At 50.5% G+C, this 13,437-nt stretch carries 13 protein-coding genes; 7 read left to right on the plus strand and 6 right to left on the minus strand.

Annotation, left to right across the window (positions count from 1 at the left end; all coding sequences use genetic code 11):
* The first annotated feature begins 220 nt into the window (after positions 1–220).
* The gene (locus tag MCB1EB_RS11060) at positions 221–1,882 is read left to right on the plus strand and encodes a class I adenylate-forming enzyme family protein (RefSeq protein WP_232034113.1); all 1,662 of its coding nucleotides are present in this window, start codon (positions 221–223) and stop codon (positions 1,880–1,882) included.
* On the opposite strand, the gene ppa is transcribed toward MCB1EB_RS11060, so the two are convergent.
* The 3 genes from ppa to MCB1EB_RS11075 all read right to left on the minus strand — a co-directional run bounded on the left by ppa (position 1,866) and on the right by MCB1EB_RS11075 (position 3,980).
* The gene (gene ppa / locus MCB1EB_RS11065) at positions 1,866–2,393 is read right to left on the minus strand and encodes an inorganic diphosphatase (protein ID WP_026921599.1); all 528 of its coding nucleotides are present in this window, start codon (positions 2,391–2,393) and stop codon (positions 1,866–1,868) included. The two genes, MCB1EB_RS11060 and ppa, sit on opposite strands and share 17 nt — an antisense overlap.
* A 126-nt stretch (positions 2,394–2,519) precedes the next feature.
* Positions 2,520–3,458, minus strand: a complete 939-nt coding sequence (gene xerD / locus MCB1EB_RS11070; RefSeq protein WP_045364255.1) for a site-specific tyrosine recombinase XerD — start codon at positions 3,456–3,458, stop codon at positions 2,520–2,522.
* 3 nt (positions 3,459–3,461) lie between these two features.
* Positions 3,462–3,980, minus strand: coding sequence for a methylated-DNA--[protein]-cysteine S-methyltransferase (locus MCB1EB_RS11075; RefSeq protein ID WP_045364252.1), 519 nt, complete (start codon positions 3,978–3,980; stop codon positions 3,462–3,464).
* Positions 3,981–4,415: 435 nt separating this feature from the next.
* On the opposite strand from MCB1EB_RS11075, the gene MCB1EB_RS11080 reads away from it, so the two are divergent.
* Positions 4,416–4,916, plus strand: a complete 501-nt coding sequence (locus MCB1EB_RS11080; RefSeq protein ID WP_161566222.1) for a coiled-coil domain-containing protein — start codon at positions 4,416–4,418, stop codon at positions 4,914–4,916.
* Positions 4,917–4,919: 3 nt separating this feature from the next.
* On the opposite strand, the gene queG is transcribed toward MCB1EB_RS11080, so the two are convergent.
* Positions 4,920–6,164, minus strand: coding sequence for a tRNA epoxyqueuosine(34) reductase QueG (gene queG, locus MCB1EB_RS11085; RefSeq protein WP_045364249.1), 1,245 nt, complete (start codon positions 6,162–6,164; stop codon positions 4,920–4,922).
* A gap of 15 nt (positions 6,165–6,179) precedes the next feature.
* Between queG and tsaE the strand changes: the two genes are divergently transcribed.
* Both tsaE and MCB1EB_RS11095 read left to right on the plus strand, forming a co-directional pair.
* Complete coding sequence (tsaE, locus tag MCB1EB_RS11090; RefSeq protein WP_045364246.1) at positions 6,180–6,740, plus strand: tRNA (adenosine(37)-N6)-threonylcarbamoyltransferase complex ATPase subunit type 1 TsaE; 561 nt, start codon at positions 6,180–6,182, stop codon at positions 6,738–6,740.
* On the plus strand, positions 6,734–8,194 hold the full coding sequence (locus MCB1EB_RS11095; RefSeq protein ID WP_431311514.1) for an N-acetylmuramoyl-L-alanine amidase: 1,461 nt from the start codon (positions 6,734–6,736) through the stop codon (positions 8,192–8,194). Before tsaE ends, MCB1EB_RS11095 begins: the two co-directional genes overlap by 7 nt.
* Here the strand turns inward: MCB1EB_RS11095 and MCB1EB_RS11100 are convergent.
* The gene (locus tag MCB1EB_RS11100) at positions 8,191–8,832 is read right to left on the minus strand and encodes a VTT domain-containing protein (protein ID WP_045364241.1); all 642 of its coding nucleotides are present in this window, start codon (positions 8,830–8,832) and stop codon (positions 8,191–8,193) included. The two genes, MCB1EB_RS11095 and MCB1EB_RS11100, sit on opposite strands and share 4 nt — an antisense overlap.
* 235 nt (positions 8,833–9,067) lie before the next feature.
* On the opposite strand from MCB1EB_RS11100, the gene mutL reads away from it, so the two are divergent.
* The 3 genes from mutL (at position 9,068) to MCB1EB_RS12675 (ending at position 12,384) form a co-directional block, all read left to right on the plus strand.
* Complete coding sequence (gene mutL / locus MCB1EB_RS11105; protein WP_045364239.1) at positions 9,068–11,032, plus strand: DNA mismatch repair endonuclease MutL; 1,965 nt, start codon at positions 9,068–9,070, stop codon at positions 11,030–11,032.
* Positions 11,029–12,015, plus strand: coding sequence for a tRNA (adenosine(37)-N6)-dimethylallyltransferase MiaA (gene miaA, locus MCB1EB_RS11110; protein ID WP_045364237.1), 987 nt, complete (start codon positions 11,029–11,031; stop codon positions 12,013–12,015). Before mutL ends, miaA begins: the two co-directional genes overlap by 4 nt.
* Before the next feature lie 261 nt (positions 12,016–12,276).
* Positions 12,277–12,384, plus strand: a complete 108-nt coding sequence (locus MCB1EB_RS12675; protein WP_348535746.1) for a hypothetical protein — start codon at positions 12,277–12,279, stop codon at positions 12,382–12,384.
* Here MCB1EB_RS12675 and purM read toward each other — a convergent pair.
* Positions 12,381–13,433: a phosphoribosylformylglycinamidine cyclo-ligase gene (gene purM / locus MCB1EB_RS11115; protein WP_045364235.1), complete on the minus strand. Its 1,053-nt coding sequence runs from the start codon at positions 13,431–13,433 to the stop codon at positions 12,381–12,383. The genes MCB1EB_RS12675 and purM overlap by 4 nt on opposite strands.
* Between the last annotated feature and the right edge of the window lie 4 nt (positions 13,434–13,437).

Consider the following 13,437-nt stretch of genomic DNA (forward strand, 5'->3'; position numbering starts at 1 on the left):
GAATTGACATCCTCATCGTTACAGGCACACGACTTGTATTTTGTGGAGGCGCCGCAATCAGGTACCCGCTGTTCCACACGAGTTTGTGGTCCAACTGGCGCTGAAATTCATACCAACCTTGACCGAATCTGAAATACGCAAGCATTGATTTAAAATAGCTCAACCATTCGCTAATCTCAGCTGAATGCCAAATTATAGAAACCTGACTAGCCCGCGAAGGATGAGCTCGCCACAACCTATGTACAGCACACACAACCAGGCAATAGACGCTGCGTCATGCGATTTTGGCGACCTCCAATCCCTGCCGACCCTGCTTGCTAATTTACCTAAACGGATTGATGAACTGCCCGCACGCATCGCTCAACGTCATCCCACCGCTCTTGCGCTGATCGAAAACCACCGCCATTTAAGCTATGCAGATTTGCGAGACGCGATTGATACCATGGCACAGCAACTGCGTCTAATGGGCGTGCAAGAAAATGATCGGATTATGGTCATCAATGAGAATTGCATAGCGCTAATTGTACTGATGCTCGCGATTACACGGCTCAATGCATGGCCGCTTCCCGTGAACGCTCGACTAACGAGCGCTGAAATTGACCGGATTCGGGCGCACGCAAACCCGCTACTTTCAATCTATACTCTTGAAGCCTCCCCTTCTGCGCAACAACACGCTCAACACGATCACGCACAGCCTCTTGATTGCGTAGCTGTTGACATTGGCGCTCTGGCTTTTACCAAGGCAAGCCTCAACCCTCGCTCTCTAGACAACCCGCTAAGGCTGCATGAAGCTCTGCCTGGGCCTCAAAATCCTCATACGGATGCCTCCCAGCAGTGCGCTGCGCTGCTCTATACGACAGGCACGACAGGCGCGCCGAAAGGCGTGATGCTATCGCATCACAATTTACTTTTTATTGCCGCAGTCTCAAGCACATTACGCCGCGTGACGGCTAGCGATGTCGTATATGCCGTGCTGCCTATCTCGCATGTGTACGGACTGGCTTCCGTCTGCCTCGGCACATTATTCGCTGGCGCAAGCTTACGGTTGGCGCCCCGTTTTTCACCTGAGAGCGTATGCGATGCGCTAGCGCATGAAAGCATCACGATTTTACAAGGGGTGCCAGCCATGCATGCAAAATTAATCGAATATGCACAAACGCACCCCGAGCGCTGGCATGCGCCACAGCTACGCTTTGTATACTCAGGTGGTGCGCCGCTCGATCTCACGCTGAAAAGACGCGCTGAAGCGTTCTACGGTATGCCGCTGCATAATGGCTACGGCATGACTGAAAGTAGCCCAACCATTGCCCAAACCAGACTTGACCTTCCGCCTGCCGATACTTCGGTGGGCCCTCCGATTCCAGGCATTCAAGTCCGCATTGTTGGGCTCGATGGCGCTCTTCTCAAAAATGGCAAAGTCGGCGAGTTATGGGTACAAGGACCGAATGTCATGCTTGGCTATTACCGCGACCCGCTTGCAACGCAAAACACGATTACTAAGGGTTGGCTTAAAACGGGCGATTTGGCCCGCCAGGACGAGAATCATGCATTACATATTGTGGGCCGCTGCACAGAATTGATCATTCGCGCGGGATTTAATGTTTATCCCGCCGAGATCGAACAGGTTTTAAATAGCCATCCAGATGTCATGCATTCAGCCGTGGTTGGACGCCCTTTGGCCAGCGATGAAGAGATCATCGCCTTTATCGAGCTGAAACCGGGTCTCCACGCCACCCCGCAAACCTTTGCTAACTGGTGCGCTGCACGCCTCGCGCCGTACAAACAACCGGCTGAGATCCACTTACTTGAAGCGTTACCTACAGCTCCCAGCGGGAAGATTTTAAAACGCGCCTTACAGCAACGCTTTACTGACGGTAATTAGCAACCCCTTCGCTAATTTCGCGGTGAGCTGCATCTAAGCCTTGCCAGCCTTCCACTTTCACCCATTTACCTTTTTCCAGCGCTTTATAGTGCTCGAAAAAATGCCGAATTTGATCTTTTAAATAGGCTGGAACATCTTCAATCGTTTTAAGATGCGCCGTCATTGGACAGACTTTATCAACTGGGACTACGATTAATTTTGCATCCACGCCGGACTCATCCGTCATTCTTAACATGCCAAGCGCACGGGCGCGCACCAGTGAGCCCGCCAGCAGCGGAAAAGGCGTAAGCACTAGCGCATCCACCGGATCTCCGTCACCGGCGAGCGTTTGCGGAATAAAACCATAGTTTGCTGGATAACGCATACCCGTGCCAATAAAACGATCGACCACCAGCAAACCAAGCTCCTTGTCGGCCTCATATTTGACTGGCTCGCTCTGCGCGGGAATCTCGATGATGACATTAAAATCAGTGGGCAAGTCTTTACCAGCGGGGATGTGATTAAAGCTCATGGATTTTCCTGTTTAATATTTGAAAGGATTCCAGCAATTGGAAATAGGATGGACCACCACAATACGCTTAACTTGTGGCGGCTGAAAAACTCAATTATAGCGATTAACCCCGCACTCAGACATCAGTTAGCCACGCGGATGATGCATGGCATGCAATACACTCAACCGCTCACGAGCGACATGTGTGTAAATCTGCGTGGTAGAAATATCAGCATGGCCAAGCAAAAGCTGCACCACGCGTAAATCCGCGCCATGATTCAACAGATGGGTAGCAAAAGCATGGCGCAATGTATGGGGAGATAACGGAGCATGGATCCCTGCTAGCTGCGCATAATGTTTAATGATGTGCCAAAATTGCTGACGCGTCATACCCGCGCCGCGTACCGTAATAAACAATGCGTCAGCTGCTCGATTTTGCAAAAGCGCAAAGCGCGCCACGTGCAGATAGCGTTCAATCCAGCCTTGCGCTTCCGCGCCAAATGGAACCAATCGTTCTTTCCCACCTTTACCCAAAATCCGCACGACACCATCGTTTAGACTGACCTCAACGGTTTTCAGCATCACCAACTCGGAGACACGCAAACCGCTTGCATACATAAGCTCCAGCATCGTCCTATCGCGCAAACCCAAAGGCGTGGTTAGGTCTGGCGCCGCTAACAGCGCTTCAATCTGCGCCTCAGACAAAGTCGAGGGAAAACGCATAGGCTGTTTAGCCGCCCGGATTTTCAACGTAGGATCAACCGTTAGCCGCCGCTCGCGCAACCCCCAAGCACAATAACGCCGGAAAACCGAAAGCCGTCGATTGGCGGAACTCGCTTTATCTGTGCTGCGGGCAGCAATATAGGCGCTTAACTGCGCCTCACTGACTTTATCCAGCATGGTTGCCTCACGCTCAGCAAGCCACTCAGCGAAAAGCCTTAAGTCACGCCGATACGCCTCAAGCGTATTTTTTGCCAACCCATATTCAAGCCATAAGGTATCGCAAAACGTATCGATCGACGCTAGACTGGCATTGAGAACGCACACCTCGGCTGCATTGGGTTTAGTTATTGCGTTTATTACCATGGGTTATTTATTTTTAAAAATAGAGCTGACTGAGTCAGAGTTATAGTTAACTCCTTCATGCGCGAGCAACCAGCGCTTCACCGTACGAAAGTATCCGTCGCCAGCATGATGGGCAAAGCCACCAATGCCATTTGCTCCAACCACGCGGTGACAAGGAATCACTAACGGAAAGTAATTCGAGCCACAGGCCTGCCCCACGGCGCGCGGCGCACTACCAATTAAGCGCGCAAGTTGTCCATATGTCTGCACGGTCCCTGGCGCAATCTCACTGATCGCTTGCCACACACGACGTTGAAAAACGCTCCCTACTGTAGCCAGTGGCAAATCAAAAGTGGCGCTAGGTTGTTTAAGATACCGTTCAATTTGACGCACAGCCTGGCGCGCCAACGCATTGTTGGGCGACACTTCCTGAACCGTGTTCGGCAAATAGACAATTTCACATATCGCATTCGCTTCCGTGCGCAGCCCCACTTTACCGAATGGCGTAGTAAATACGGCGTTAAATGTAGCAATCGGGTGCATTGGCTTAACCTTTCCTTTTAATACCTCATCAGAGTTTCTTTATAGCTCAGGTAGCCATGAAATTCACTTCTTTGAAGCTATAAAGCTTAGCAAAACTTATCAAACTATAGTGGCCGATCTAAAACTCTCTTACGAATCAGCCTTGCGTAGGTACCATAAAACGCAAATATGAATCCGCACGATTTTTTCTAAAACAATCCTAAAACTATTGCCAACGTCTGTTTTAATTTACTCCATCTAGCGACACTTTAAATATTAAAAAAACGCTTGAAATTTATCATTTATAGTTTACAATTAACCTATAAAAGTTAATTACAGTTGCTTTGTTACGGAGCAGCATCAACCTTATATCGACAGCAAAGGGATCAAAAAATTATTGGGTAGAACGGAAAAATGGCACACGTCTTAACTTTGAAAGAGCTGAAGGAACTCGCAATGTTTATTACCGCTTTTGATACTTTAAAATTAGTTAAACGCCTTATAGGAATCGGTGTTCCACAGAACCAAGCAGAAGCCGGAGCTGAAATTTTGGCCGAAATTTTTAACGATAATCTGCAAGAGCTGGTCACTAAAGAAGATCTGCAACGTGAAATAAGTGGCCTGCGTAAAGACACGGATGTTAAACATGAATCTTTGCGTAAAGACATGGATGCTAAACATGAATCTCTGCGTAAAGACATGGATGCTAAACATGAATCTCTGCGTAAAGACATGGATACTAAACATGAGTCTCTGCGTAAAGACATGGATGCTAAACATGAGTCTTTGCGTAAAGACATGGACATCAACCATGAAACTTTACGCAAAGACATGCACTTAATGGAGGAACGCTTTGACTCCAAATTGGAAAAATTTGGACTTAATTTAACCATCAAACATGGCTTGATCACAGCCGCTTTATTAACTGCAGTGCCAGCACTCAGTAAGCTTTTTTAGCTTTTATTGGCATAACGCCCACTGCACATGCTCACGCACCAACGCGGATGAATCCTGTGCGCGTTCGTGCAGCGCCTGAGTGAGTTGCCGATGTTCAAGATTACGGCCTGCTGCCCAAGCAGCACGCCGTGCATTGCCTAAACCCACAGCTAGGTTGCGTAACCAGCGTTGATAACCTATTCTACGGATAGCGCTACCTGCAAGCCGCGTCTCAAAGTCGGACTCACTCCAGGCAAACAGCTCAATTAATGACGCCTGGTCTAATTTATTACGTACAGCAAAGTCTCCCACACTACTTGGACGAGCGAACTTATTCCACGGGCAAACTAGCTGGCAGTCATCGCACCCATAAACGCGGTTACCCAGTAAAGGGCGCAGAGGCTCGGGAATACTGCCTTTTAATTCAATCGTCAGATAAGAAATGCAACGGCGCGCATCAAGTCGATAAGGCGCAACAATCGCGCCCGTTGGACATACATCAATGCAACGCGTACAACGACCGCAATACGCGCCATCCTCAGTTTGTTGCGGGTTGTCTGAGTTTTCTAGAGGCGCTGGCGCTGACGACTGCGGCACATCAACCGGCAAGGGTAAATCAACAAAAATTTCACCTAAAAAAAATAATGAACCCTCATCGCGGTGTAATAATAAAGTGTGCTTGCCACGCCAGCCGAGGTGGGCCTTTTGCGCCAACGCCACTTCAAACACCGGCGCAGAATCAGTAAAGGCTCGATAACCAAAAGGGCCAATTTCAACCTGAATCCGATCCGCCAGTTTTTGTAGCCGTTGGCGCAATACCTTATGGTAATCGCGCCCTCGCGCGTAGATCGAAATAACGGCCTGGGTTGGATCCTCCAGGCGAGCCGCTTCAATCGCACGCCAATCCGCCTGTGCTGCACCCTGCTCGGCTTCACTATTTAACGTAGTCTGCGCTGGCAAATAGGGCATGCGCACAGAAATCACGCGAACCGTGCCCGCGACTAATTCAGCGGGTTGTAAGCGTTGCGCGCGATGTTTCGCCATATAATCCATTTCACCGTGAAAACCTGCCGCCAACCACGCTAAAAAGCCTGGCTCAGCCGCCGATAAATCGGTGTCAGTAATACCTAGCGCGTTAAAACCCAACTCCTGCGCCCAGGCTCGAATCCGCGGCACGAGCGCGGCCAGTGCGCCCGCGTCAAGTTGAGAGCCGCCCAAAGGCGTCACTTGCTTAGGTTTGTCTGGTAAATTATCTACATTTGCATTCATCTGAATATTTTACGTATGCGCGCGACCGCAGTTAAAACCGTTTCATTACTTGAGCGCTCATTTGAATTACCCGATGAGGCGGCCACTGCGAAGTTTGGCGCAAGCTTCGCACACGCGCTAATGACACTGTACACCACAGATTTTCCAGGGTTACAAGTACACCTCTATGGCGAGCTCGGCATGGGCAAGACCGCGCTGGTACGCGCCACCCTGCGCGCACTGGGCTATACTGGCCGAGTGCGCAGCCCAACTTACACTCTAGTTGAACCTTACACGCTTGAAGTTGCCAAACTCGCAGCAGATTCTAGTCAGATCATTCAGTCAAATGTTGATTTACCGCTCAATATTTTCCATTTTGACCTGTATCGCTTCGCCCATCCAACCGAATGGGTGGATGCTGGGTTTCGGGAATATTTTAATATGCGCGCACTTTATCTAATCGAATGGCCGCAACAAGCAGGAGACTTACTGGGCGCGCCCGATCTTGAGTTTACGCTTGAACTCGCAGGCGCTGGGCGGCGCTTGCTGATCCGCGCACTGAGTCACACCGGAAAAGAATGCCTTGCTCGATGTTAATCAAACCTTTTCGTTCATTTGAATCTAACACCACTACGCCACCTATTTGGCGACGGCGTCAGCTTTTATGCGCTGGCGCTTCAGTTTTACTCCTCGGCTTATTGCCCAAATCTGCATATGCAGCATCAATTCTTGGCGTTCGCGTATGGCCAGCACGAGATTACACGCGCCTAACCATAGAATCAGATCAGCCGCTCGCTTACACTTCTCGGCTGTTGCAAGAACCCGAGCGAATTGTAGTTGATTTTAAAGGCCTTACGCTGGATACCACGCTAAAAGCGCTGGTTGCAAAAATCACGCCGAATGACCCGCAAATTCGCCAAGTACGCGTGGGACAATTTACGCCCGATACAGTGCGGCTCGTGCTTGACTTAAAAGACGCCGTAAAACCTCAGGTCTTTACGCTGCCACCCATTAGCAACTATCGCCATCGACTGGTGTTCGATTTATACCCAGCCATCCCACCCGATCCACTGCTGGATTTAATCGCTAAGACCGAAGCAAAGGCCATGGTGAACGCTCCCCATGCCCCGCCCGGCCTTACCGGGCCCAAAACGTCGGCCCCTTTAGATCCAAGCGATGCTTTTTTTGAGCGCTTTGCAAAGGGCGAGACTCCCTCCTCAGGAACGTCAGATCTACTCGCGCAACAGAAAAATCCCCAAGACACGGCTCGAGCGCCTTCCACGCGCGCGGGCGATGATAAATATAGCTTGAGTCAACAAACCCCAGCTAAAGCACATACAGTGCGCCTGCTCACGATTGCCATTGATCCTGGACATGGTGGCGAAGACCCTGGCGCGATCGGCAAAAAAGGGACTTATGAGAAAAATGTAGTGCTCGATATTGCCCGCCGCTTGCGCACAAAAATTGATGCGCTGCCGAATATGCGCGCGATGATGACGCGCGACGATGATTATTTCGTGCCACTGCATGTCCGCGTGCAAAAAGCCCGTCGGGTTGAAGCGGATTTATTTGTTTCAATTCACGCGGATGCCTTTATCACCCCCAAGGCCCACGGCTCTTCGGTCTTTGCATTGTCGAACCATGGCGCCTCTAGCACGACCGCAAAGTGGATTGCCAATAAAGAAAACACCTCCGACTTAATCGGCGGCGTGAATATTAAAACACAAGATAAAGCGGTATCACACGCCTTGCTGGATATGTCGACCACAGCGCAAATAAACGACAGTATGCGCTATGGCAATTACGTGCTTAACGAAATCGGACGGATTAACAAGCTCCATAAAAATGCGGTCGAACAAGCCAGCTTTGCTGTATTAAAAGCGCCCGATATTCCGTCCGTTTTAGTGGAAACTGCGTTTATCAGTAACCCCGAAGAAGAGGTTAAACTGAATACGCCTGCCTATCGTGAGCAAATGGCGAATGCGATTTTGCGCGGCATTAAGCGTTACTTTTCAGCCAATCCACCGCTGGCTAAAAACAAAATGCTTTAGCGCTTGGGTCGCAGCCATTGCCAAAGCCAGCCAACGAATACCGGCACGGCTGCGGTCGCCACACCAACCAATACGATCACATTCAAATATTGTTTGACAAAGGGCAGATTACCGAAAAAATATCCCGCTAACACAAGACTGAACACCCACAGCAGCGCACCTGATATATTAAATAGCTGAAACCGCGCTGCGCGCATTTTGGATAGGCCAGCAACGAAGGGCGCAAAGGTTCTTACCACCGGGATAAAACGCGCCAATACAATCGTTTTGCCGCCATGCCGTTCGTAGAAATTTTGGGTTTTCATCAAGGCAGCGCGATCAAGCCAACGGTAGTTCGAGGCAAATATTTTAGGCCCAATAAAATGACCGATGCGGTAGTTCAGCGTATTTCCAACGATTGCTGCGATCAGCAACAGCACGATCAAAACCGGTAGCGACATCGCCCCCATGGCGCAAAAAGCCCCGCCCACGAAGAGTAATGAATCACCAGGCAAAAACGGAAAAACCACCAAACCTGTCTCGCAAAATACAATCAAAAACAGTACAACGTAAATCCATGCACCATATTGCTGAATAAAAGTTCCCAAAAAACGATCGATATGGAGCAACATTCCAGCAAAATGCAACAGCGTTTCCAAGCCTTTCTCCTGAAATTTTCAAAGGACCAATCATACCGGAATTAGAGGGGTCAATCTGCGTCGAAGTTTCTGGGCCGGCCTCTGAGGCGCTGCAACTTTCTTGCATAACTCAAAATGGCAACGCGCATTCACCTGCGACATATCAACGAATTAAATAACTCTGCGTAAATATATCTATTTTTTCGCAGACGCAGACAACTTATAATTCCAATTATTCTCTTCGCTTTCGCCCCCTATGACAACTATACGCCCACGGTCTATCCTGCCGCTGCCCGATCAATTAATCAGCCAAATTGCAGCCGGCGAAGTGGTTGAGCGTCCTGCTTCGGTGGTTAAAGAACTGATTGAAAATGCGTTTGACGCCGGCGCACAATCATTGCGCATTTCACTTGAAGCGGGGGGCGTAAAACGTATTTCCATAGTTGACGATGGTAACGGGATTGCGCCAGATGAGCTACCGCTTGCGTTGATGCGCCATGCCACCAGCAAAATTCATTCTCTGGCGGAACTAGAAGCCGTGCGCACGCTGGGTTTTCGTGGCGAAGCGCTGGCTTCAATCGCCTCCGTAGCGCAAGTATCGCTCACGAGCCGCACCGCCGAAGCGCCACATGCAATGTCAATTGATGCGCAAACCGGCGCACTAGCCCCTGCAGCCGGAGGAATTGGCACGTCGATCGAGGTCCGTGAGCTGTACTTCAACACGCCAGCCCGCCGCAAATTTTTAAAAAGCGAGCAAACTGAATTCGGCCATTGCCTAGATGTGATTCGTCGCGCGGCGCTGGCGCGGCCAGAAGTTGCCATTTCGGTGCACCATAATGGCCGCGCCGTCGAGCATTGGAATGCTGGCGCGGCCTCGCTCCGCGTCGCCAAAATCCTTGGCGAGGCCTTTGCCCTAGCCCATTTGCCGCTGGCAGAACAAGCCGGACCAATTGCGTTGAATGGTTTTGTTGGCCTGCCTACAACCAGCCGCGGACGAGCCGATCAGCAATATTTTTTCGTCAATGGCCGCTTTGTGCGGGACAAATTACTTACGCACGCGGTACGCTCTGCCTATGAAGATGTCTTACATGGAGAACGCCATCCAGCCTATGTGCTGATGCTCGAGGTCCCGCCCGAATCCGTTGATGTAAACGTGCATCCATCTAAAATTGAAGTCCGTTTCCGCGATTCTCGCTCAATCCATCAATTTATCTTTCATGCTGTGCAGCGCGCGCTCGCACAGCAGGCGGGGATTTCGCAACCCACTACAGCAGGCGGACACGCGACACATCTTGCGCCACTGAGCGACTCAACGACCTCAAGCGCATCGGTAACCAATCCAGCTTGGCTACCGCAAGCACGCATGCGACAAGGTATGCTGCCAATTCAAACCCGGGTAGAACAACCTCTTGCCGTTTATGACGCGCTCTTTGGCCCGCGTAAAATCGACCCAAATACGACGCATCTTGAAACCACCTCTGCAGCACAGACAGAGTCCGCTCCGTCTGTGCGCCCAAATGCAAACGATGCGGCTGTTCACTTAAATCCAACCCATTTAACTGAGCCTGACACTGAGTCCACGCGTGGACAAATACCTTCTACGACTACCTCCTCTGCAAACGCCACTGCCGATGAAGATCATCCGCTAGGATTCGCACTCGGCCAACTGCATAATATTTACATTCTCGCCCAAAATAAGCTTGGCCTGGTGTTGGTTGATATGCATGCCGCCCATGAACGAGTGATCTATGAGCAATTCAAAACCGCACTAGCTGAACATTCGATTGCGATGCAACCCTTGTTGCTGCCATTATCTATCCCTGCCAACGAGGTTGAAATTGGCACCGTCGAGGAGAATCAAACGACGCTAGCCGCTCTGGGTTTTGATATTACGATCCAATCTCCGACAGCACTGGCTATTCGGGCCGTCCCCGCGCTGCTTAAAGGCGCTGATTTATCCGCCCTTGCGCATGCTGTGTTAGAAGATCTGCATGCTCATGGTGGCTCACGAATATTGCTTGAACACCAACATGAACTACTCGGCACGTTGGCCTGTCACCACGCAGTGCGAGCGAACCAACGCTTAACGTTGAATGAAATGAATGGACTGCTGCGGCAAATGGAAAGGACCCCGCGCGCCAATCAATGCAATCACGGACGACCTACCTGGTATCAGCTTTCACTCACTGATCTAGATCGGCTCTTTATGCGTGGACAATGAACTTAGTCACTCAACACCACGCTCAAGATCGGCCGCCTTATCCTCCTGTAATCTGCCTGCTGGGCCCGACTGCATCTGGTAAAACAGCCGCCGCGTTAGGTCTTGCTCAACACGTGCCGCTTGAAATTATCAGCCTCGACTCGGCTTTAGTGTATCGAGAAATGGATATTGGCACGGCCAAACCCTCTCGTGCCGAGCGCGCCCTGGTTACGCACCATCTGATTGATATTCTTGATCCTGCTCAGACTTATTCCGCCGCAGCTTTTAAAGCAGATGCGCAACGCTTAATTGGTGAAATTTATGCACGCAAAGCACGGCCGTTATTAGTTGGCGGGACGATGCTGTATTACAAAGTGCTGACCGCAGGGCTCGCTCTTTTGCCCGAAGCGAACCCGCAGGTGCGCGCAACGCTTGACCGTGAAGCCGCTCGTGACGGCTGGCCTGCTTTACATGCGCGCCTGGCCACCTGCGATCCCGCGCTGGCAGCTAGGCTGGCGCCCAATGATGCACAGCGCATTCAACGCGCACTCGAAGTATGGCTGCTGACCGGACAACCCATGTCTCAGTTACTGGCAGTTAAAGAGCATGTCAATGCGCCTTATGATTATTTGCCCATTGCACTTGAGCCGTCCGACCGGAGTGTATTGCATAAACGTATCGAAACACGCTTTGACGCCATGCTCGAGGCGGGTTTCGTAGCTGAAGTAACGCGCTTACGAGCTCGTGGCGATCTGCATCCAGACTTACCTGCTATGCGCTGCGTGGGCTATCGTCAGATCTGGGCGTATCTGGAAGACAAAATCAACCAGGCCACAATGCGCGAGCAGGGGATAGTTGCTACGCGTCAGCTTTGTAAAAGACAATTAACTTGGTTGCGTGCAATAGATAAACGCCTGGTGCTTGACTGCTGCGCACCTGATCTCAGCGCACAAGTCATAACAAACGTGATGCGTATTTGGGGTGCTTATCCTTTTACCGATTAATAGAATTAGAACATAGACTTTTCCGCAATTAGAACCTCGTCTGTCGCTATGTCAATTTGATGAATGCGTTAGCCGCGGGGTTGAACCTCACCAAAAACCAGTGTTTACTCGACCAAAGAATAGCGCGCCGCGCGTTTAAATACTGAACTTATATATAAAAGTATAAATTGGACATGTTAAATATGTCGAGCACTTAAACATATCGGATTTATATGTCGATGAAATGCGATAAAATCGACATATGATATTTGATACGCTTCCATCTATCTCAAGCAGCTATCTGATATTGGCTTATTGCAAGCAACCCAAGTTGGCCGAGAAAAGATTTTTATCAACCCGGCTTTCTTAAAATTGCTGCTCCAGCGTTAAATAACTATCGTTTGTGCTTCGCCTTCAACCCGCGCGCGAATTTTGCCAATCAGCCAGGCGGTTTCACCTGCAGCGGCAAGCTCAGCTAGCGCCGCTTGCGCGTGCTGCGCGGAGACCACCAGCACCATCCCAATGCCACAGTTGAACACGCGGTGCATTTCGTCATCAGCAACGCCACCCCGCTCCGCTAACCAACTAAATAAAGGCGGCAACGGCCAAGCATGCTGATCCAGCTCAGCGCATAAAGGATCGGCGAGCATGCGTGGAATATTTTCCAGCAAACCGCCACCCGTAATATGCGCGATGCCTTTGACCGTTATTTTTTCAAGCAAAGCCAGCACTGGTTTGACATAAATGCGCGTAGGCGCCATCAGTGCGTCAGCCAATGCATGGCCATCCAGCTGATCCGCTAAATCAACCTGCTCCTGCTGGAGAATCCGCCGCACCAACGAATAACCGTTTGCGTGGATACCGCTTGAGGCAAGGCCAAGCACGACATCGCCGGCCGCAATCGCGTGACCATCAATGATTTTGCTTTTTTCAACCGCGCCCACAGCAAAACCGGCTAAATCGTATTCGCCCGCCGGGTACATTTCTGGCATTTCAGCCGTCTCGCCGCCAATTAAGGCACAACCCGCGAGCTCGCAACCTGCCGCGATCCCTTGGATAACCGTCGCCGCGGTCTCAACCTCAAGCTTGCCGCAAGCAAAATAGTCAAGGAAAAAGAGTGGCTCAGCCCCTTGTGCGAGAATATCATTCACGCTCATGGCGACCAAATCTTGTCCGATTGTGTCGTGCCGATTGAGCTGAAAAGCCAGTTTAAGCTTAGTGCCCACACCATCCGTACCCGACACTAATACGGGTTCTTGATATTTTTTGGGCACCTCAAATAGCCCGCCAAAGCCGCCAATGCCGGCCAATACACCTGCGCGCAGCGTGCGTTTAGCGAACGGCTTAATGCGTTCAACCAGCGCATCGCCAGCTTCTATATCAACGCCTGAATCTTTATAGGTCAGGCCTGAGGGTCTAGCAAAATTTGATGAATTCATGCAA

Origin of the sequence: Mycoavidus cysteinexigens (assembly GCF_003966915.1) — a bacterium.
Taxonomy (GTDB): Bacteria; Pseudomonadota; Gammaproteobacteria; order Burkholderiales; family Burkholderiaceae; genus Mycoavidus; species Mycoavidus cysteinexigens.